We start from the raw sequence: 18,592 nt of genomic DNA, 5'->3' as shown, positions 1-18,592 counted from the left end.
GAGCCCATGACCGCCATTGCCGACACCTTGCCCGATACCCCCCTTGCCTTGCTGCAGGCGGTCTTCGGCTACCAGCAATTTCGGCCGGGCCAGCTCGAGATCATCGAACAGATAGTGGCGGGGCGCGATGCCCTGGTGCTCAAGCCCACAGGTGGCGGCAAGTCGCTCTGTTACCAGATCCCGGCCCTGCTGCGGCCCGGTCTCGGGGTGGTGGTTTCCCCCCTTATCTCGCTGATGAAGGATCAGGTGGACAGCCTGCGCGCCAACGGTGTGGCGGCCGTCTACATCAACTCGGCCCTGAGCCGGGAGGAGATGATCCAGAACTTTGCCGCCATGCGCCGCGGCGAGATCAAGCTGGTCTATGTCTCCCCCGAACGGCTGCTGCAGCACGAGTTTCTGGATCGACTGGCGGAGCTGCCCCTCGGGCTGTTCGCCATCGACGAGGCCCACTGCGTCTCCCAGTGGGGCCACGATTTTCGCCCCGAATACGCGGCGCTGGGGCGGCTCAAGCAGTGGTTCCCCCAGGTGCCCGTGGTGGCGCTCACCGCCACCGCCGACGAGGCTACTCGCAGCGACATGCTGCATCGCCTCGAACTCAACGATCCCTTCATCCATACCGCCAGCTTCGACAGACCCAACATCCGCTACAGCCTGGTGGAGAAGTTCAAGGGAGCGGAACAGTTGCTGCGCTACGTGCAGAGCCAGAAGGGCAACTGCGGTATCGTCTACTGCTCCAGCCGCAACCGGGTGGAGGAAGTCGCAGAGCGGCTCTCCCGCCACGGCTGCAAGGCGGCGCCCTATCATGCGGGCCTGCCGCTGGATCAGCGGCTACGCACCCAGGATGCCTTCCTCAAGGACGACGTCGAGATAGTGGTGGCGACGGTGGCGTTCGGCATGGGGATCGACAAGCCCAACGTGCGCTTCGTGGTGCACTACGACATCCCCAAGAACATCGAATCCTACTATCAGGAGACCGGCCGGGCCGGCCGTGACGGTACCCCCGCCGAGGCGCTGCTGCTGTACGATCCCGCCGACATAGGCCGGGTGCGACGGCTGCTCGACAACATAGAGAATCCCCAGCAGTTGCAGGTGGAGCAGTACAAGCTCAACGTGATGGCGGCCTTCGCCGAGGCGCAGACCTGCCGCCGTCAGGTGTTGCTCAACTATTTTGGCGAGTACAACGACAAGCCGTGCGGCAACTGCGACATCTGCCTGGATCCCCCCAAGAGCTATGACGGCACCGAAGATGCCCAGAAGGCGCTCTCCTGCGTCTGGCGGGTGGGGCAGAATTTCGGGGTGGGTTATGTGGTGGAAGTGCTCAGGGGCTCGCTCAACCAGCGCATCAAGGATCACGGTCACGACAAGCTGTCGACCTACGGCATCGGCAAGGATCAGAGCCACGAATACTGGATGAGCGTGATCCGCCAGCTGATCCACAAGGGGCTGCTGACCCAGAACATCACTCGCAACCTGGTGCTGCAGCTGACCGAGGCGGCCCGCCCCGTGCTGCGTGGCGAGACGACGCTGGCCCTGGCGGTGCCGCGCTTGCAGCCCATCTCCAGCCGCAAGGAGAAGCGCAGCGGCCTGCTCGACAATGCCAACTACGACAAGCGGCTGTTCAAGGAGCTGCGGGCCCTGCGTAAGCAGATCGCCGAGGATGAAGAGGTGCCGCCCTACGTGGTGTTCAACGACGCCACCCTGGTGGAGATGGCCCAGCTGATGCCCATGACCGAGGACGAGATGCTCGCCATCAACGGTGTCGGCCACCGCAAGCTGGAGCGCTTCGGTGAAGCCTTTATGGACCTTATCATCGAGTATTGCCGCCGCTAGGGTCGACCCTGGTGGAGCTGGGGTCAGCGGCGATGCCGATGACCGAGGACGAGATGCTGGCCATCAACGGTGTCGGCCACCGCAAGCTGGAGCGCTTCGGCGAGGCCTTTATGGACCTTATCATCGAGTATTGCCGCCGCCAGGGTCGACCCTGGTGGAGCTGGGGTCAGCGGCGATGCCGATGACCGAGGACGAGATGCTGGCCATCAACGGTGTCGGCCACCGCAAGCTGGAGCGCTTCGGTGAGGCTTTTATGGACCTTATCATCGAGTATTGCCGCCGCCAGGGTCGATTAGCGCAGCGTAATCGACCGCATCGGGGATAGGGTGCCGTCAGGCTACTTCAGGCTGGCGTAATAGGCCGCCAGGTTCTCCATATCCGCTTCGGTCAGCATCGCCATGAAGGGCGCCATCAGGGGCTCGGTGCGGCTGCCCTCCTTGAAGGCTTTCATCTGTTTCAGCAGATAGGCAGAGTTCTGTCCGGCCAGATGGGGATAGACGGGGACACTCGCCTTGCCATCCACCCCATGACAGGCGGCGCAGACAGTCGCCTTGGCCTTGCCCGCTTCGATGTCGGCGGCCTTGACCTGATGTCCCCAGGCCAGTGCCAGCAGGGGCAGGGCATATATCCATTTTTGCATTGTTTTCTCCGTGAAATGAAATAGCGCGATCGCCTGTTAGCCTGTGCGGGCAGACGGCGGTATAAAGAGTGACACGAGCATACGCAGGGACAACCCCCATCACCATGAAGTTGATCAACACTTTCGCCACCGAACTGCCCTGGGCCTGCGAGCCCGTGGTCCCCCAGCCGTTGCATGCCCCCAGGTTGCTGCATCTGAACCGTGCACTGCTTGGGGAGCTGGGGCTCGGTGAGGTGAGCGAGGCAGACTGGCTCGCCTGCTGCGGACTGGGGCAGCCGTTGCCGGGCATGCAGCCGGTGGCCCAGGTCTATGCGGGGCATCAGTTTGGCGGTTACAGCCCGCGCCTGGGGGATGGCCGCGCCCTGCTGCTGGGGGAGCAGCAGGCGCCGGATGGCCAGCGCTGGGATCTGCACCTGAAGGGGGCGGGCAAGACGCCGTTTTCCCGCTTCGGCGACGGCCGCGCCGTGCTGCGCTCCAGCATCCGCGAATACCTCGCCTCAGAGGCGCTCCATGCCCTCGGCATTCCGACCACCCGGGCCCTGGTGCTGGTGGGCAGTGACGAACCCGTCTACCGGGAGCAGGTCGAGAGCGGGGCGACAGTGCTGCGCACAGCGCCCAGTCACCTGCGCTTCGGTCACTTCGAGTACTTCGCCTGGAGCGGCCAGGGGGAGAAGATACCGGCTCTCATCGATTATCTGCTGCGTCACCACTTCCCCGAACTGGAAAGCGGTGCCGAGCTGTTCGCCGAGGTGGTGCGGCGCACCGCGCGCCTCATCGCCAAGTGGCAGGCGGCGGGCTTCTGTCACGGGGTGATGAACACAGACAACATGTCCCTGCTCGGGCTGACCCTGGATTACGGCCCCTACGGTTTCATCGACGCCTATGTGCCGGACTTTGTCTGCAACCACTCGGATCCGGGTGGTCGCTACGCCCTGGATCAGCAGCCGGCGGTGGGTTACTGGAACCTGCAGAAGCTGGCCCAGGCGCTGGCTGACCACGTCGATGGGGATGCGCTGGCTGCGGCCCTGGCCCAGTACGAGCATCAGCTGATGTTGCACTACTCCGAACTGATGCGCGCCCGGCTTGGCCTGGAGACCTGGGAGGATGAAGATCCTGCCCTGTTCCGCCAGCTGTTCCAGTCGCTGGCGGCACATCGGGTGGACTATCACCTCTTCCTGCGTCGCCTGGGTGAGCTGACCACCCAGGGGGAGTGGCCCGCCTCCCTGCTGGCGCTGTTGCCGGACCCGACCGCCTGGCAGGAGTGGCTCGAAGCCTATCGGGCCCGGCTGGTCCGTGAAGGGAGCCAGGATGCGGCGCGCAAGGTGCGGATGGATGCCGTCAATCCCAAGTACGTGCTGCGCAATGCCCTGGCCCAGCAGGTGATAGACGCCGCCGAGACGGGGAACATGGCACCGTTCGAGCGGCTGTTTGCCGCCCTGCAGCGCCCCTATGACGAGCAGCCGGAATACGAGGATCTGGCGACCCCGGTTCCCCAGTGGTATTGCGGTGGCGAGCTCTCTTGCAGCAGTTGAGGAACAACAGATGAACTGGCGTGTCACGCAGACGGATCGGGAGGCCGGGGTGGTGTTGCTGGTCTGCCCGGGCCTTGACTGGGACAGCTTCCCGGCTCTTGCCGAGGCCTTGCTGCAGGAGTGGGAACTGGCGGCACTCGAGCGGGAGTGGGGAGCGGATCGCCACAGCTGGCTGCTGGAGTTCGAAGGCAGCCGGTTGCGGCTGGAGTATGAGCAGCACAGCGGCTGCTGGCTGGAGGCGACGCACCCGGACGACAGGGAGGTGGTGCTCTGGCTCGGCCATCAGCACTCAGCCGCCTCATAGCATAAGGATTGAACTATCCGTGTCGGGGCGTATAATCTCGCCCCTCAATTATCGCCATGGTGGCGGTATGGGTTCCCTAACCCCATTAACCAAAAAGGTCACAACATGAATCTGACCCCTGCTCAGCACCAGACGGCGCTGGTGCGTCTCTCGTTGTTCCACATCCTGATCATCGCCAGCAGCAACTACCTGGTGCAGCTGCCGATCACCATCTTCGGCTTCCACACCACCTGGGGTGCCTTCAGCTTCCCGTTCATCTTCCTGGCCACCGATCTGACGGTGCGGATCTTCGGCGCCGGGCTGGCCCGCAAGATCATACAGACCGTGATGCTGCCGGCCCTGGCCGTTTCCTATGTGCTCTCCGTGCTCTTCTTCGAAGGCAGTTATCAGGGCATGGGCAACCTGGCGGAGTTCAACCTCTTCGTGGCGCGCATCGCCCTGGCCAGTTTTATGGCCTATCTGGTGGGCCAGTTCATGGATGTGGTGGTGTTCAACCGCCTGCGGCTGCTCAGGGCCTGGTGGGTGGCACCGGCCGCCTCGACCCTGTTTGGCAACCTGGTGGATACCATCGCCTTCTTCAGCATCGCCTTCTGGCGCAGCACGGATCCCTTCATGGCCGAGCACTGGGTCGAGATCGCGACCGTGGATTACGTATTCAAGCTGCTGATAAGCCTGGGATTGTTCGTGCCACTCTACGGCGTGCTGCTGCGCTACCTCAGCCGCAAGCTGGTGGGGGAGGCCGGCCTGGCCAGTCTGCAAACGGCCACACGACAAGCCTGACGAGAATGACCACCCGCGCGGTGGTCATTTTTTTTGCACTTTTTACAAATAGGGCTTGCACAGTTAAATGAGAATGATTATTGTTACCTTGTTTTCCGGGAAAGACTTCATTCGTTCCAACGTGATGGACTTCTTGTGAAGGCACGACATTGCTCACATTGCTTCCAGTTAAGGGGCCAGTTGTTTACTGGCCCTCTTTTTTTGTCTGTTTTTCAGCAAGTTGCAGCCATAAAAAATGGGAGCCAAGGCTCCCATCTTCAGTCTGTGTCTGCTCATTCGATGTCGAGCGCATCGGGGGAGAGGATCACCCCTGTGGTGTCGGCGTAGAGGTGATCGTCCGGCAGGAAGGTGACACCGCCGAAGTTGACCGGCAGATCCGTCTCTCCCACATCCTTGTGGTCGGCACCGACCGGAATGGCGGCCAGGGCCTGGATGCCGATGTCGAGATCTTCCAGGATGTCGACCTCGCGCACGCAGCCGTAGCAGACGATGCCTTCCCACTCGTTTTCCGCCGCCGTGGTGGCGATCTCGCTGTCGATCAGGGCCCGGCGCATGGAGCCGCCGCCGTCGATCAGCAGCACGCGGCCGACGCCGTTCTCTTTGACGACTTCACGGATGAGACCGTTCGATTCGAAGCATTTGACCGTGGTGATGACGCCGCCGAAAGAGGCACGGCCGCCGAAGGAGCAGAGCATGGGTTCGAGTACATCCACCATGTCCTGATAGATGTCGCACAGTTCTGAAGTGTTGTATTCCATTGTGTCAGATCCACCGCTGGAAACAGGTGGATCCAGTATAAGGAGTGGGGTTGGCATTTCAACGACTATTCCTTGCCCAGAGGTGGTAATCCCCGTTTTTGTCGCGGCGACGCCACCGGATTCCTGTGCGGGACAAGGGCCTGCCATCCGGGGCTAGAGCAGGAACAGGGTCGCGAGACCGAGGAAGATGAAGAAGCCGCCGGTGTCGGTGATGGCGGTGATCATCACGCTGGCCCCCACCGCCGGATCCCGCCCCAGCCGACTCATGGTCATGGGGATGATGACCCCCATCAGGGCCGCCACCAGCAGGTTCAGCACCATGGCGAGCGTCATGACGGCGCCCAGGGCCGCATCCTGGTAGAGGAAGTAGGTTGCGACCCCCATGGTACCGCCCCACACCAGGCCGTTGATCAGCGCCACCCCCAGCTCCCGCCACAGCAGGAAGGAGACGTTGCCCGGCTGGATGTGCTGCAGCGCCAGGGCTCGCACTATCATGGTGATGGTCTGGTTGCCCGTGTTGCCGCCAATTCCTGCGACTATGGGCATCAGGGCCGCCAGCGCCACCAGCTGCGAGATGCTGTGCTCGAACAGGCCTATGACCCGGGAGGCCACGAAGGCGGTGCAGAGGTTGAGGGCGAGCCAGGCCCAGCGGGTCTTGACCGCCTTGGCGACAGGGGCGAACACGTCTTCTTCCTCGCTGATCCCCCCCATGCGACGCAGATCGGTGTCGCTCTCCTCATAGACCAGGTCCACCACTTCGGCGACGGTGAGCCGCCCCATCAGCTTGCCCTTGCCATCCACCACGGCGGCGGAGACGAGATCGTCCCGCTCGAAGGTACGGGCGGCCGCCTCGTCGTTGTCTTCCGGATCGAAGGTGATCGGATCCTTCTCCATCACCTCGGCTACCAGGGTCTCGGGTCTGTGCAGCAGCACTGTCGTGAGCGGCAGTTCCCCCTGCAGCCGGTTGCGCCTGTCGGTGACGAACAGCTTGTCGGTGTTGGCGGGGATCTTGCCGAGCTGGCGCAGATAGCGCTGCACAGTCGCCAGGCTTATGTCGGCCCGTACCGTGATCAGCTCGAAGTCCATCATGGCACCGACGGTGTGCTTGCCGTAGCGGATCACCTCCCGCACCCGGTCGCGCTGGTCGGGGGCCATGGAGGTGAGCAACCGGCCCATCAGGTTGCGAGGCAGGTACTGGCCCAGATAGATCTGGTCGTCGATGTCGAGGGTACGCAGGGCATGCAGCAACTCCTTGTCGCTCATGCCGCTGATCAGGCTGTCCCACACCGTCTCCGACGCCTCGACCAGGATCTGGCCGTGGCGCTCCGGGTCAACCTGTTGCCAGAGCACGTGGCGCTCGTCCGGCGGCAGGGACTCCAGGGCATCGGCGACGTCGGCGGCCGGCAGGCTGTTGACCAGCCGGGTGAGCTCGCTGGTCTGATCCCGCAGCTCGGCGTCCTGCACCCCTTGGGGATCGAGCAGGCTGTCGGTGAGGGCATCGTCGGCCAGCAGCAGGGTGAGGATGCGGGCTCTGTCGTGTTCACGCTGTTTGGCGCTGTTCTTGGGGGGGAGAGACATGCAGCAAGATTCCTGAATTCGGTTGGCCGGATGGCCTTGCTCCATAGGATACCAAATTCAAAACAAGAGGTTATGACAGTAAATGCAGGAAAAGAAACGCCACCCTGAGGTGGCGTTGGCATATGAAGCGATATCAGGCCGAAGCCAGGGCCGCGTCTGCGGCGCCTCCTTGCCCGAACCAGGCGAGCTTGTCTGCCAGGGTCACCACGGATCCCACCATGATGAGGGCCGGACTCTCGACCCCCACCGCCAGCTCGGGCAGCTCATTCAGGGTGCCGCGGATGACCCGCTGGCTCGGCTGGGTGCCGCGCTCGATCAGCGCCACCGGGGTGTCGCCCCCCTTGCCGTGGGCCAGCAGTTGCTCACGGATCACCGCACAAGATGAAAGCCCCATATAGAACACCAGGGTCTGTTTGTCCTTGGCCAGCAGCGGCCAGTCGAGATCCCGGGCCCCCCCCTTGCCGTGGGCGGTGACGAAGCGCACGCTCTGGGCGTGATCGCGGTGGGTCAGCGGAATACCGGCGTAGGCGGCGCAGCCACTGGCTGCCGTGATCCCCGGCACCACCTGGAAGCCGATGCCGCTGCCCACCAGCGTCTCCAGCTCCTCGCCGCCACGACCGAAGATGAAGGGGTCGCCCCCCTTCAGCCGCACCACTCGCTGGCCCCTCTTCGCCTCCTCCAGCAAGAGCTGGTTGATCCCCTCCTGCGGCACGCAGTGGTTGCCCGCCTGCTTGCCGACGAAGATGCGTTTGGCATCCCGGCGCACCAGTGCCATCACTTCCTCCGAGACCAGCCGGTCATAGACCACCACGTCCGCCTGCTGCATCTGGCGCAGGGCGTGCAGGGTGAGCAGGCCCGGATCGCCGGGGCCGGCACCGACCAGCACGACTTCGCCGTGAGCCTTGCTCTCCTCGGCAAACAGGCTGTCGGCCAGCTGATTGGCAGAGGCGCTATCCCCCCGCGCCAGCGCCTGACCAAGCCGGTCGGCCCCGAGCAGCCGCTCCCAGAAGCGGCGTCGCTCACCCATGGTGGCGAAGCGCGCCTTGACCCGCTCCCGCAGGCTACCGGCGAAGGTCGCCACGGCGCCCAGATGCTGGGGCAGCAGGGCTTCCAGTTTTTCCCGCAGCAGCCGGGCCAGCACCGGGGCCTTGCCGCCGGAGGAGATGGCCACCATCAGCGGCGAGCGGTCGATGATGGACGGCATGATGAAGCTGGAGCGTGTCGGGTCGTCCACCACGTTGGCAAAGATCCGCGCCTGATTCGCGCTCTGGTAGACCAGCGCGTTCACCTCGCGCCGATCGGTGGCGGCCACCACCAGCCACTTGCCCGCCAGTTGCTGCGGCGCGAATTCACCGGCCAGCCACTCGATGTTCCCGTTGGCAGCCAGTTCAGCCAGCTCGGGGTCGAGCTCGGGGGCCACGACTGTGAGCTGGGCACCGGCATCCAGCAGCAGGCGCGCCTTGCGCTCCGCTACCTCGCCGCCGCCGACCAGCAGCACGGGTTTGTTGTCGAGTCGGCAAAAGATGGGCAAGTAGTCCATGGGGCCTCCTGATTAGGCTGCTTTGCGCTGGCTGGCGGTGGCGTCGCTCACCGCGACCGGGCGCTCCGCCTTGGGGGTGGCATACCAGTAGCCGAGGCCCATGAAGAGGGCGCCGGAGACTGTGTTGCCGAGCGTCACCCACAGCAGGTTGTGGCCGATGCCGCCCAGGGTGTAGGCCTCGGAGTGGGCACCAAACCAGGAGAGGGCGAACAGGGTCATGTTGGCGACCGAGTGCTCGTAGCCGGAGGCGATGAAGGCCAGCAGGCACCACCAGATGGCGATGAACCTGGCGGCACCCTCGGTGCGCAGCGCCATCCAGATGGCGAGGCAGACCAACCAGTTGCACAGCACGCCTTTCATGAACAGGGTCAGGGCCGGTGCCTGGGTCTTGGCCAGCGCCACCTTGTGGGCCAGGCTGCCCGCGTCCGGCAGCAGGCTGCCGCCGTAGGAGTAGATCAGCGCCACTGCTATGGAGCCGAGCAGGTTGCCGGCCCAGGTCTGGGGCAGGATGCGCAGCAGGTCGGCCATGGTGATCTTGCCGCTCTTCACCCCGAAGGTGAGGAACATGGTGTGGCCGGTAAACAGCTCGGAGCCGGCGATGACAACTAAGGTGAGGGCTATGCCGAAGGTGGCCCCCATCACCAGCGGACGCACGCTGGGATCCACCAGATTGCCGAGGGTGAAGATCAGGATGATGCCAAGGCCCACATAGGCCCCCGCCATGGCGGAGCTGAGCCAGAAGCCGAGCTTGTCGCTGCGCTCGAAGCGGTTGATGCGGGCCGCGTTGGCGGCGCACTTGTTGATGGTGTCGGTATACATCTTTGTTTCCTTCAAGAGGGCCGCCCGCGGGCAGCCCTTGATATGCATGGTGTTAGACGGCGACCCAGACCTGCTGGTCGCGCACCTCAGCGGGATAGCTTTGCACCGACATGGCGGCGTTCTCGAGGCAGTGGCCGTCGCGCAGGCGGAAGTGCTGCTTCTTGAGCGGGCTGGCGACCCAGAGCTCACCCTCGTGTTCACCTACGATGCCGCGCGATAGCACGTTGGCGGCGAAGAAGGGATCCCGGTTGTCGATGGCGAACACCTCGGCCGCCGCGCTCGGGCGGAACAGGGCGATCTGGCGTCCTTCCAGCAGGGCACAGACGCCGGTGCCAGGGAGTATGTCGTTGAGTTGGCATGCGAGTTTCATCATTTGGTTTCCACCTCGATCTGGTAGACGGGGATGCGCTCGGCCGGGGTGGCGGGCCTGTGCTGGTCGCGCTCGGCGACGAACTGAACGTCCGGGTCGCGCTTGTCGCTGTTGATGAAGTGGCTGAAGCGCTTGAGTGCCTCCTCTTCGTTGAGGGTGCGCGACCATTCGCACTCGTAGCTGTCGATCAGGGTCTGGATATCGCGCTCCAGGGTGTCGGCCAGCCCCAGCTTGTCATGGACTATCACCTCGCGCAGGTAGTCGACGCCCCCTTCCAGATTGCCGAGCCAGACCGAGGTGCGCTGCAGTTTGTCGGCGCTGGTGACGTAGAACATCATAAAGCGGTCTATCAACCGGACTAACGTCTCGCGGTCGAGGTCAGAAGCCAGCAGGTCGGCGTGGCGCGGTTTCATGCCGCCGTTGCCACCTACATAGAGGTTCCAGCCCGCGTCGGTGGCGATGATGCCGACATCCTTGCCCTGGGCTTCCGCACATTCGCGGGTACAGCCGGAGACGCCGAACTTCATCTTGTGGGGGGTGCGGATGCCCTTGTAGCGGTTCTCGAGGAAGACCCCGAGGCCGACGCTGTCCTGCACGCCGAAGCGGCACCAGGTGCTGCCGACGCAGGTCTTGGCCATGCGCAGCGCCTTGGCGTAGGCCTGACCGGTCTCGAAGCCCGCCGCCAGCAGTTTGCGCCAGATGGCGGGCAGATCATCCTTCTGGGCCCCGAACAGGCCGATGCGCTGGGCGCCGGTGATCTTGGTGTAGAGCTTGTAGTCGCGGGCCACTTCGGCCACCGCCAGCAGCCCTTCCGGCGTCACTTCACCACCGGCCATGCGCGGGATGACGGAGTAGGTCCCGTCCTTTTGCATGTTGCCGAGGAAGATGTCGTTGGTGTCCTGCAGCTGGGTGTTGAGCGGGCTCAGTACATAGTCGTTCCAGCAGGAGGCGAGGATGGAGCCGACGGTTGGTTTGCACACCTCGCAGCCGTGGCCCTGACCGTGCCTGGCCAGCAGCTCGTCGAAGCTCTTGATCCCCTCCACCTTGACCAGATGGAACAGCTCCTGACGGGAGTGGGGGAAGTGGGCGCAGAGGTGGTTGTTGACCTCTATGCCCTGCTTCACTAATTCTGCGTTGAGCACCTGGCTGATGAGCGGCACACAGCCGCCACAGCCGGTACCGGCCTTGGTGTGCTGCTTGATGGCGGCCAGCGTGGTGTGACCCTCGGCCACCGCCTGAGCGATGTCGCCCTTGGAGACGTCGAAGCAGGAGCAGATCTGGGCGCTCTCAGGCAGGGCATCCACCCCCAGGGTCGGCTTGGCCCCGGCGTAGGCGGGCAGGATCAGGGTATCCGGGTGGCTCGGCAGCGGCAGCGCGTTGAGCATCAGCTGCAGCAGGTTGCCGTAATCTTCCACGTCACCGACCAGCACGGCGCCGAGCAATCGGCTGTTGTCTTCGCTCACCACGATCTTCTTGTAGACGCCGGCCTGATCGTCCTGGAACACATAGCTGTGGCTGCCGGGAGTACGGCCATGGGCATCGCCGATGGAGCCGACGGAGACGCCGAGCAGCTTGAGCTTGGCGCTCATGTCCGCCCCCTCGAAGCGGCTGTCGCCACCGAGCAGGTGATCGACGGTGACCTGAGCCATCTTGTAGCCGGGCGCCACCAGGCCGAAGAAGCGACCCTGCCAGGCGGCGCACTCGCCGATGGCGTAGATGTCGGGGTCTGAGGTGAGGCAGTGATCGTCGACAGCCACGCCGCCACGCGGGGCTATGGCCAGTTCGCAATAACGGCCCAGGGTGTCCTGCGGGCGGATGCCGGTAGAGAAGACCACCACATCCACTTCAAGCTGGCTGCCGTCGGCGAAGGCGAGGCGGTGCTGGGCGTCGCGACCGCCGTGCATCAGGATCTCGCTGGTGCTCTTGCTGGTGTGAACCTGCACACCCATGGATTCGATCTTGCGGCGCAGCAGCTGGCCACCCTGACCGTCGAGCTGCTCGGCCATCAGCACAGGGGCAAACTCCACCACGTGGGTCTCGAGACCCAGCGCCTTGAGGGCGCCGGCGGCTTCGAGGCCAAGCAGACCCCCCCCGATCACCACCCCGCTCTTGCCGCTCTTGGCGGCGCTGCGGATGGCTTTGAGATCCTCTATGGTGCGATAGACGAAGCACTCGTGGTGCTGACTGCCCTGGATGGGTGGCACCCAGGGGTAGGAGCCGGTGGCCAGCACCAGCTTGTCGTACTCGACCACAGTGCCCTTGTTGGAGTGCACCTCGCGGTTGGCCCTGTCGATTTTTTTCACCGCTTCGCCGAGCAGCAGGCGGATGCCGTGCTTGTCGTAGAAGCCGGGTTTGACGAGGGAGAGATCTTCGCTGGTGTGATGGGAGAAGTAGGAGGAGAGATGGACGCGATCGTAGGCGGGACGGGGTTCTGCACCGAAGACGGTGATCTCGAACCGGTCCGGATCGGCCCGCTCGATCAGCTCTTCGATGAAGCGGTGCCCCACCATGCCGTTGCCCACAACGACCAGTCTGACTTTGCTCATAGTTGCCTCAAGTTTGGAGTAATAAAACATCATTCTGAGGCTAGGCTACCGAGTCGGCGGGGGCGGTCGATTGATGCAAATCAAGTGTCTATTTATATATCTCCTCAGGGGTAATTCGAGGAAATTCAAACTTATACATAAATGGGTATGCCAGTTGATGGTTTCCGTGCCCGGCGCGGCCCCGGTTGAGTGCCGGCCTGGCGGGCAAGAGGCCGGCCCCTGGCAGGGGCCGGGTCATCAGGCGATATGGCGGCGGAACATGGCCAGCGCCAGGGAGAGGGTGACACCGGCGATGGCGAGCAGGGGCCAGAGCAGGGGCCAGGCCGCCGACCAGCCGAGATCCTTGAGGAAGACCCCCTTGAGCAGCAGGATGAAGTGGCTGAGGGGATCCACGGCCGCCAGCCACTGGAACAACAGCGGCATGTTCTCGATGGGGGAGACATAGCCCGAGAGGATCACCGCCGGCACCATGAAGGAGAAGACCCCGAGAAACGCCTGCTGCTGGGTCGAACAGAGGGACGAGACGAAGAGCCCTATCCCCGCCAGCGCCTGGCCGTAGCAGACCATGCCCGCCATCAGCAACGTGGTACTGCCGCCAAACGGCACCTGATAGAGGAAGCGGGCCGCCAGCGCGACTATGGCACCCTGGCCCACCGCCACCAGAATGCCGGGGACCGCCTTGCCCGCCATGATCCAGCCCGGGGTGAGGGGGGAGACCAGCAACTGATCGAAGGTGCCCTCTTCCCGCTCCCGCGCCACCGACAGGGCGGTGACGATGAGGCAACCTATGGTGGTGATGATGGCCACCAGGGAGGGGAGCACGTGCCAGCGAAACTCGATGTTGGGGTTGTAGAGGTGGCGCACCGTGAGCGTAGGTAGCCCCTTGCCCTCGCTCTGCCAGCGGGCGATCACCTGATTGATGTAGCCCGCCGCCACCTGGCCCCCGTTGGAGCGGCGCCCGTCGATGATGAGCTGCACCTTGGCCGGTTCGCCACGCGCCAGTCGGCGGGAGAAATCCTGCGGGATGATGAGGCCGATCAGCGCCTGCTGCTCGGTGATGGCATTGGTCATCCCCGCCTCGCCCGCCACCGGTATCACAGTGGTGAAGGCGGGCATGTGGGTGAGTCGCTCGATGAGCTCCCGGCTCTGCGCCCCCCCATCCTGGTCGTAGATGGCGAGCGTGTTGCCGGTCACCTCCAGGGTGGCGGCGAAGGGGAAGAGGGCGGTTTGCAGCAGTACCGGCATGATGAGCAGGAAGCGCCCCTGGGTATTGCCCATCAGGGCCTGCAACTCTTTTCGGATAAGCCACCAGAGTCGGATCAGCATGTTTACTCCAGGGTGCGCCGCGTCTTGCGGGCGGTGAGGGCCAGCCAGAAGGCGGCCAGCAGCAGCAGGCAGACGCCGTTGACCAGCAGGATGGAGAGCACGTTGCCCGCCTGGTAGAGGGTCTGCAACGAGCTCGCGAAGTAGCGGGCCGGGATCAGGTGGGTGATGGCTCGCAGCAGGGGCGGCATGCTGGCGATTTCGAACACGAAGCCCGAGAGCATCATGGCCGGCAGGAAGGCCGCCGTCAGCGCGGCCTGGGCGGCGTTGAACTGGCTGCGCATCACGGTGGAGAGAAAGAGCCCGAGCCCGAGGGCGCTGCCGAGAAACAGGGTGGTGAGCACGAACAGGGAGATCAGCGAGCCGCGCCAGGGCACCCCCATCACGGCCACCGAGAAGAGCAGGCAGATGAGCATGGCGGCGATGCCGAGCCCGTAGTAGGGCAGCAGCTTGGAGAGCAGCAGCTCTGTCTTGGTCACCGGGGTGGCGAGCAGCGCCTCCATGGTGCCGCGCTCCCACTCCCGGGCCACCACCAGGGAGGTGAGCAGGGCGCCTATGATGGTCATCACCACGGCGATGGAGCCCGGCACCAGGAAGTTGCGGCTCACCAGGGCCGGGTTGAACCAGGCGCGGCTCTCCACCGCCAGCGGCAGGGAGAATCCCTCCCTGGCGAGCCACCCCTGCCAGATCCCCTGCACGTAGTTGGTGACGAAGTTCGCCGTGTTGGGTTCGGAGCCGTCGGTGAGCAGCAGGGCTTTCGGCGTGCCATCCCCCTGACCGGCCAGGGCGGCGGAGAAGCCGTCATCGATCACCAGCAGGCCGCGGATCTCGCCACGCTCCAGACTGGCGAGCAGCGCCGCCTTGCTCGGGCCGCCGTGGATTTCCAGCGCCGTGGAGCCGCGAAGGGCCTGCTCCAGCCGTACCGCAGGGGCGCCGCTATCGGTGCGCCAGATGCCGAGTCGCAGGTGGTCCACGTCCAGGTTGATGGCGTAGCCCATCACCACCAGCAGCACCACGGGCATGATGAAGGCGATGAGGATGCTGCTGGGGTCGCGCACTATTTGCAGGGACTCCTTGCGGCACAGGGCCAGCAGTCGGCGGCGGTTGATGCTCATGCGTCCTCCTCGCTGGCCTGCTCGACCAGGGTGATAAAGGCCTCTTCCATTGTTGGCAATGAAGAGGTGGGCAAAGAAGTTGCTGCGTCCTTGGCCGCCAGCCCCTTGAGCTCGTCCGGGGTACCCAGGGCCAGCAGGCGACCGCGGTAGATGAGGGCGATGCGATCGCAATACTCCGCCTCGTCCATGAAGTGGGTGGTGACCAGCACTGTCACCCCGTGATCGGCCAGGGCATTGATGTGGGACCAGAACTCCCGCCGGGTCACGGGATCGACCCCTGAGGTGGGCTCGTCGAGAAACAGCAGCGGCGGCTCGTGGAGCAGGGCGCAGGCCAGCGATAGGCGCTGGCGCAGGCCAAGGGGCAGGGATTCCGTCTGCAGGCCGAGCCAGGGGCCGAGGGCGAACGCCTCCACCATGGCGTCGATACGCGTCTGCTGCTGGCGACCGAACAGGCCGTAGATGCCGGCGAAGAACGACAGGTTCTGGGCCACGGTGAGCTGCTTGTAGAGGGAGAACTTCTGGGCCATGTAGCCGAGGTGCTGACGCGCCGCCGAGGGGCTGCGGGCCAGATCGATGCCGGTCACCAGCGCCTGCCCGCTGCTCGGGCGCAGCAGGCCGCACTCCATCTTGAAGGTGGTGGACTTGCCCGCCCCGTTGGGGCCGAGCAGGCCGAAGATCTCCCCCCGGCGCACCGCGAAGCTGACGTCGTCGGTGGCGGTGAAGTCGCCGAAGAGCTTGGTGAGGCGGCGCGCCTCGATCACTGCCTCCGGGGAGACCCCCTCGGGCAGGCAGGCCTCGCGCATCAGCTGCGCCAGGCTGGATTCCCCTCCGGGGCCGCCGCCGAGCAGATCGATAAAGGCATCTTCGAGCCGGGGTTGGGCCGGTTGAAAGGTGCCGTTGGTCAGTTGCAGTTCTGCCAACGGCGGGGGCGTCATGCCCGGGTGCAGCAGCAGGCGCACCCGCTCCCCCGCCACGGTGCCGTCCATCACCGCCGGGTGGGCCAGGGCGCGGCGCAACAGGGCCCGCCGCTCCCGGCCGTCCAGCTCTCCCGCTTCCAGCAGCCAGCAGCGGCTCGCCATGGCGCCCATGAGTGTCGCCGGGGTGCCGCTGGTGCGCACCTCGCCGTCCGCCATCAGCAGCACGTGATCGCACAGCTCGGCCTCATCGAGGTAGGCGGTGCTCCAGAGCACCGTCATGCCTCCCTGGGCGAGCTCCCGCACCATCTGCCAGAGGGCGCGGCGGGAGATGGGATCGACCCCGACCCCGGGCTCGTCCAGCAGCAGCACGTCGGGGGTGCCGAGCAGGGCGCAGGCCAGCCCCAGCTTCTGCTTCATCCCGCCAGAGAGCTTGCCCGCCGGCCTTGCGGTGAAGCGGGCGAGATCGGTGAAGGCGAGCAGCCGCTCGAAGGTGGGGGTGCGCTCCGGCTCCAGCACCCCGCGCAAGTCGGCGTAGAGGCTGAGGTTCTCCTGCACGCTGAGATCCTCGTAGAGCCCGAACTGCTGGGGCATGTAGCCGAGGCGCTGACGCAGGGCATCCCCCTCGCGCACCGGATCCAGCCCCAGCACCCGGATTTCCCCGGCCTCCGGCACCAGCAGACCGGCCAGCAGGCGCAGCAGTGTGCTCTTGCCTGCGCCGTCGGGGCCCACCAGGCCCGTGATGCCGCCGGTCGGAATGGTGGCCGAGATGGCGTTGAGGGCCACCCGATCGCCGAAGCGCTTGGTGAGCCCGGCGAGCTGGATGGCGGCATTCATGGCTGCAGCCTGACGGTGACCGGCATCCCCTGGCGCAGGGCAGAGTCAGGATCCTGCACCACGATGCGCAGCCGGTAGACCAGGTGGGTGCGAAGATCCGGCGTCTCCACGGATTTGGGGGTGAACTCGGCGGTGGGGGAGACAAAGCCCACCACCCCCTGATAGGGCTCCGGCCGAGAGTCTGTGGTAAGAGTCACCTTGGCGCCGCTCGGGAAGTGGCCGAGCCAGGGCTCCTCCACATAGGCGCGCACCCAGACCGGGGCGGTCAGTGAGAGGTTGAAGGCGGTGGCCCCCGGTTGCACCATGCTGCCGATCTCGATGGCGCGGGTGAGGAGGATGCCGTCGCTCGGGGCGGTCAGCACGGCGTCGGCGAGCGCCAGCTCGGCACTGGCCAGCGCCGCTTTGGCCCCTTGCAGCTGGGCATCGGACTGGGCTATCTCCTCCGGGCGGTAGCCGGTCTCGAGCTGGCCGAGCTGCTCGCGGGTGGCGCGCACCTGGGCCTGGGTCTGATCCCGCTGGGAGCGGGCGCTGTCGAGCTGGCCACGGGAGATAGCGCCGGTCGCCGCCAGCGCGCTCTGGCGGCGCCATTGCTGCTCTGCCTCGAGCGCGGCCGCCTCGGCGGCGGCCAGCTCGGCCCGTGCACGGTCCGTCTCTTCGCTGCGATACCCCTTGTGGATCAAGGCATTGGCTGCAGTGAGGGCGGCCAGATTGGCGCGGGCGCTGTCGCGCTCATGGGCGAGGGGCACGGGATCGAGACGGGCCAGCGGCTGACCCGCCTCGATGACGTCCCCCTCATCCACCAACACCTCGCTGACCCTGCCCCCGACCCTGAACGCCAGGTTCACATCGCGGATGTCGACGTTGCCGTAGAGGATGGAGCCGTCGGCCGGGCGGCCCTGCCACCAGAGATAACCGCCGATAACGGTTAGCAGCAGGGCCAGGATGGCGATGCGTTGTTTCATACGGGATCTCCTTCGGGGCGGCCCTGCCACCCGAGGTAGCCGCTGAGCAGGGTCAGCGGCAGGGCCAGGATGGCGATGCGTTGTTTCATGCGGGATCTCCTTCGGGGCGGCGCAGGCCGCACAGGGCCCATACCAGGCGTTGCCGGGCGGCCTCAGGGTTGTCTATCTGGGACAGAAAGGGGGCGGCCTCCGGGGGCAACCAGCCGAGCTGGCGACCGCCGCCGGCGATCACCAGGGGCAGACCCACCGAACCCATGATGAAGATCATCAGCTGCAGCGGGTTGCCCGCCACCAGAGCGCCCTCCGCCTGCGCCTTCTGAACCTGCTCGAGCAGCAGTAGGGGGTGGCGGCGCGGCAGGCTCAGCAGAAAGCGCTGGGCCGCGCGCTCGCCGGCCAGGGCATCGCCAAACAAGTGGTTGATGAAGCCGCGCTGGCGCGCCACCAGGGCGATCAGCGCCTCCATGGTCGCTTCGAACATGGCGATGGCGGAGGGGTAGGAGCCTTTGGCCGCCACCGCCTTGAGCTCGTCATAGAGGGGGGCGTACCAGAGCTCCACCAGCTCGTCGATAAAGGCGTCGCGGTTGCCGAAGTGGTAGACGAAGGTGCCGAGATTGACCTCGGCCGCCGCCGCCAGCTCGCGTACCGTGAGGCCGCGCAACCCCTTGTCGGTCGCGATAGCAAGGCCGGTATCGAGCAGTTTTTGACGAGTGGGGTGCATTCAGCAAGGCTCCTGCTGCATAGATT

The 18,592-nt window shown here is 65.2% G+C and carries 17 protein-coding genes and 1 pseudogene; 6 read left to right on the top strand and 12 right to left on the bottom strand.

What is annotated here, in order from left to right:
- Window positions 1–6 precede the first annotated feature (6 nt).
- The 3 genes and pseudogenes from recQ (at window position 7) to HB860_RS22390 (ending at window position 2,155) form a co-directional block, all read left to right on the top strand.
- A complete protein-coding gene (gene recQ / locus HB860_RS18425; RefSeq protein WP_111910856.1) occupies window positions 7–1,830 on the top strand; it encodes an ATP-dependent DNA helicase RecQ in 1,824 nt (607 codons plus the stop codon).
- 2 nt (window positions 1,831–1,832) lie between these two features.
- Window positions 1,833–2,015: pseudogene (locus tag HB860_RS18420) on the top strand (HRDC domain-containing protein); the annotation flags it as partial.
- Entirely contained in the window at window positions 2,006–2,155 is a 150-nt protein-coding gene (locus HB860_RS22390; RefSeq protein WP_162519264.1) for an HRDC domain-containing protein, read from the top strand. The pseudogene HB860_RS18420 and the gene HB860_RS22390, both read left to right, overlap by 10 nt.
- A gap of 12 nt (window positions 2,156–2,167) precedes the next feature.
- Here HB860_RS22390 and HB860_RS18415 read toward each other — a convergent pair whose 3' ends face one another.
- On the bottom strand, window positions 2,168–2,470 hold the full coding sequence (locus tag HB860_RS18415) for a c-type cytochrome (RefSeq protein ID WP_171272867.1): 303 nt from the start codon (window positions 2,468–2,470) through the stop codon (window positions 2,168–2,170).
- A 104-nt stretch (window positions 2,471–2,574) separates the two neighbouring features.
- On the opposite strand from HB860_RS18415, the gene HB860_RS18410 reads away from it, so the two are divergent.
- The 3 genes from HB860_RS18410 to HB860_RS18400 all read left to right on the top strand — a co-directional run bounded on the left by HB860_RS18410 (window position 2,575) and on the right by HB860_RS18400 (window position 5,086).
- Entirely contained in the window at window positions 2,575–4,002 is a 1,428-nt protein-coding gene (locus HB860_RS18410; RefSeq protein ID WP_247627558.1) for a protein adenylyltransferase SelO, read from the top strand.
- Between the two features lie 10 nt (window positions 4,003–4,012).
- Window positions 4,013–4,306: a DUF3630 family protein gene (locus HB860_RS18405; RefSeq protein WP_247627557.1), complete on the top strand. Its 294-nt coding sequence runs from the start codon at window positions 4,013–4,015 to the stop codon at window positions 4,304–4,306.
- A 105-nt stretch (window positions 4,307–4,411) separates the two neighbouring features.
- Window positions 4,412–5,086, top strand: coding sequence for a 7-cyano-7-deazaguanine/7-aminomethyl-7-deazaguanine transporter (locus HB860_RS18400; protein WP_247627556.1), 675 nt, complete (start codon window positions 4,412–4,414; stop codon window positions 5,084–5,086).
- A gap of 272 nt (window positions 5,087–5,358) precedes the next feature.
- On the opposite strand, the gene rraA is transcribed toward HB860_RS18400, so the two are convergent.
- The 11 genes from rraA to HB860_RS18345 form a co-directional block, all read right to left on the bottom strand.
- Window positions 5,359–5,844 (bottom strand): ribonuclease E activity regulator RraA, encoded by a 486-nt coding sequence (gene rraA / locus HB860_RS18395; protein WP_005328442.1) that lies wholly within the window; start codon window positions 5,842–5,844, stop codon window positions 5,359–5,361.
- A gap of 153 nt (window positions 5,845–5,997) precedes the next feature.
- Entirely contained in the window at window positions 5,998–7,422 is a 1,425-nt protein-coding gene (gene mgtE / locus HB860_RS18390) for a magnesium transporter (RefSeq protein WP_202047648.1), read from the bottom strand.
- Window positions 7,423–7,555: 133 nt separating this feature from the next.
- Complete coding sequence (cysG, locus tag HB860_RS18385) at window positions 7,556–8,962, bottom strand: siroheme synthase CysG (RefSeq protein ID WP_247627555.1); 1,407 nt, start codon at window positions 8,960–8,962, stop codon at window positions 7,556–7,558.
- A 12-nt stretch (window positions 8,963–8,974) separates the two neighbouring features.
- The gene (gene nirC / locus HB860_RS18380; protein ID WP_139438011.1) at window positions 8,975–9,781 is read right to left on the bottom strand and encodes a nitrite transporter NirC; all 807 of its coding nucleotides are present in this window, start codon (window positions 9,779–9,781) and stop codon (window positions 8,975–8,977) included.
- Between the two features lie 52 nt (window positions 9,782–9,833).
- Complete coding sequence (nirD, locus tag HB860_RS18375) at window positions 9,834–10,151, bottom strand: nitrite reductase small subunit NirD (RefSeq protein ID WP_247627603.1); 318 nt, start codon at window positions 10,149–10,151, stop codon at window positions 9,834–9,836.
- Window positions 10,151–12,697 carry a nitrite reductase large subunit NirB gene (gene nirB / locus HB860_RS18370; protein ID WP_247627554.1) on the bottom strand — a complete coding sequence of 849 codons (2,547 nt, stop codon included), beginning with the start codon at window positions 12,695–12,697 and terminating at the stop codon, window positions 10,151–10,153. The genes nirD and nirB overlap by 1 nt, the downstream gene beginning before the upstream one ends.
- A gap of 237 nt (window positions 12,698–12,934) precedes the next feature.
- Window positions 12,935–14,023: an ABC transporter permease gene (locus HB860_RS18365; protein WP_247627553.1), complete on the bottom strand. Its 1,089-nt coding sequence runs from the start codon at window positions 14,021–14,023 to the stop codon at window positions 12,935–12,937.
- Window positions 14,024–14,025: 2 nt separating this feature from the next.
- Window positions 14,026–15,135, bottom strand: a complete 1,110-nt coding sequence (locus HB860_RS18360) for an ABC transporter permease (RefSeq protein ID WP_202047642.1) — start codon at window positions 15,133–15,135, stop codon at window positions 14,026–14,028.
- Window positions 15,132–16,886, bottom strand: a complete 1,755-nt coding sequence (locus tag HB860_RS18355; RefSeq protein ID WP_247627552.1) for an ATP-binding cassette domain-containing protein — start codon at window positions 16,884–16,886, stop codon at window positions 15,132–15,134. The genes HB860_RS18360 and HB860_RS18355 overlap by 4 nt, the downstream gene beginning before the upstream one ends.
- Entirely contained in the window at window positions 16,883–17,848 is a 966-nt protein-coding gene (hlyD, locus tag HB860_RS18350) for a secretion protein HlyD (RefSeq protein ID WP_247627551.1), read from the bottom strand. The genes HB860_RS18355 and hlyD overlap by 4 nt, the downstream gene beginning before the upstream one ends.
- Before the next feature lie 85 nt (window positions 17,849–17,933).
- A complete protein-coding gene (locus HB860_RS18345; RefSeq protein WP_247627550.1) occupies window positions 17,934–18,566 on the bottom strand; it encodes a TetR/AcrR family transcriptional regulator in 633 nt (210 codons plus the stop codon).
- Between the last annotated feature and the right edge of the window lie 26 nt (window positions 18,567–18,592).

Source organism: Aeromonas genomosp. paramedia, assembly GCF_023093515.1.
Lineage (GTDB): Bacteria > Pseudomonadota > Gammaproteobacteria > Enterobacterales > Aeromonadaceae > Aeromonas.
This window is presented reverse-complemented; position numbering and strand designations above follow the sequence as displayed.

Coding starts and splice junctions, on each gene's coding strand:
- nirB (WP_247627554.1), bottom strand. CDS start 12,697: ATGAGCAAAGTCAGACTGGTCGTTGTGGGCAACGGCATGGTGGGGCAC.
- recQ (WP_111910856.1), top strand. CDS start 7: ATGACCGCCATTGCCGACACCTTGCCCGATACCCCCCTTGCCTTGCTG.
- hlyD (WP_247627551.1), bottom strand. CDS start 17,848: ATGAAACAACGCATCGCCATCCTGGCCCTGCTGCTAACCGTTATCGGC.
- rraA (WP_005328442.1), bottom strand. CDS start 5,844: ATGGAATACAACACTTCAGAACTGTGCGACATCTATCAGGACATGGTG.
- HB860_RS18410 (WP_247627558.1), top strand. CDS start 2,575: ATGAAGTTGATCAACACTTTCGCCACCGAACTGCCCTGGGCCTGCGAG.
- HB860_RS18400 (WP_247627556.1), top strand. CDS start 4,412: ATGAATCTGACCCCTGCTCAGCACCAGACGGCGCTGGTGCGTCTCTCG.
- cysG (WP_247627555.1), bottom strand. CDS start 8,962: ATGGACTACTTGCCCATCTTTTGCCGACTCGACAACAAACCCGTGCTG.
- HB860_RS18365 (WP_247627553.1), bottom strand. CDS start 14,023: ATGCTGATCCGACTCTGGTGGCTTATCCGAAAAGAGTTGCAGGCCCTG.
- nirD (WP_247627603.1), bottom strand. CDS start 10,151: ATGAAACTCGCATGCCAACTCAACGACATACTCCCTGGCACCGGCGTC.
- HB860_RS18415 (WP_171272867.1), bottom strand. CDS start 2,470: ATGCAAAAATGGATATATGCCCTGCCCCTGCTGGCACTGGCCTGGGGA.
- nirC (WP_139438011.1), bottom strand. CDS start 9,781: ATGTATACCGACACCATCAACAAGTGCGCCGCCAACGCGGCCCGCATC.
- HB860_RS22390 (WP_162519264.1), top strand. CDS start 2,006: ATGCCGATGACCGAGGACGAGATGCTGGCCATCAACGGTGTCGGCCAC.
- HB860_RS18360 (WP_202047642.1), bottom strand. CDS start 15,135: ATGAGCATCAACCGCCGCCGACTGCTGGCCCTGTGCCGCAAGGAGTCC.
- HB860_RS18405 (WP_247627557.1), top strand. CDS start 4,013: ATGAACTGGCGTGTCACGCAGACGGATCGGGAGGCCGGGGTGGTGTTG.
- mgtE (WP_202047648.1), bottom strand. CDS start 7,422: ATGTCTCTCCCCCCCAAGAACAGCGCCAAACAGCGTGAACACGACAGA.
- HB860_RS18355 (WP_247627552.1), bottom strand. CDS start 16,886: ATGAATGCCGCCATCCAGCTCGCCGGGCTCACCAAGCGCTTCGGCGAT.
- HB860_RS18345 (WP_247627550.1), bottom strand. CDS start 18,566: ATGCACCCCACTCGTCAAAAACTGCTCGATACCGGCCTTGCTATCGCG.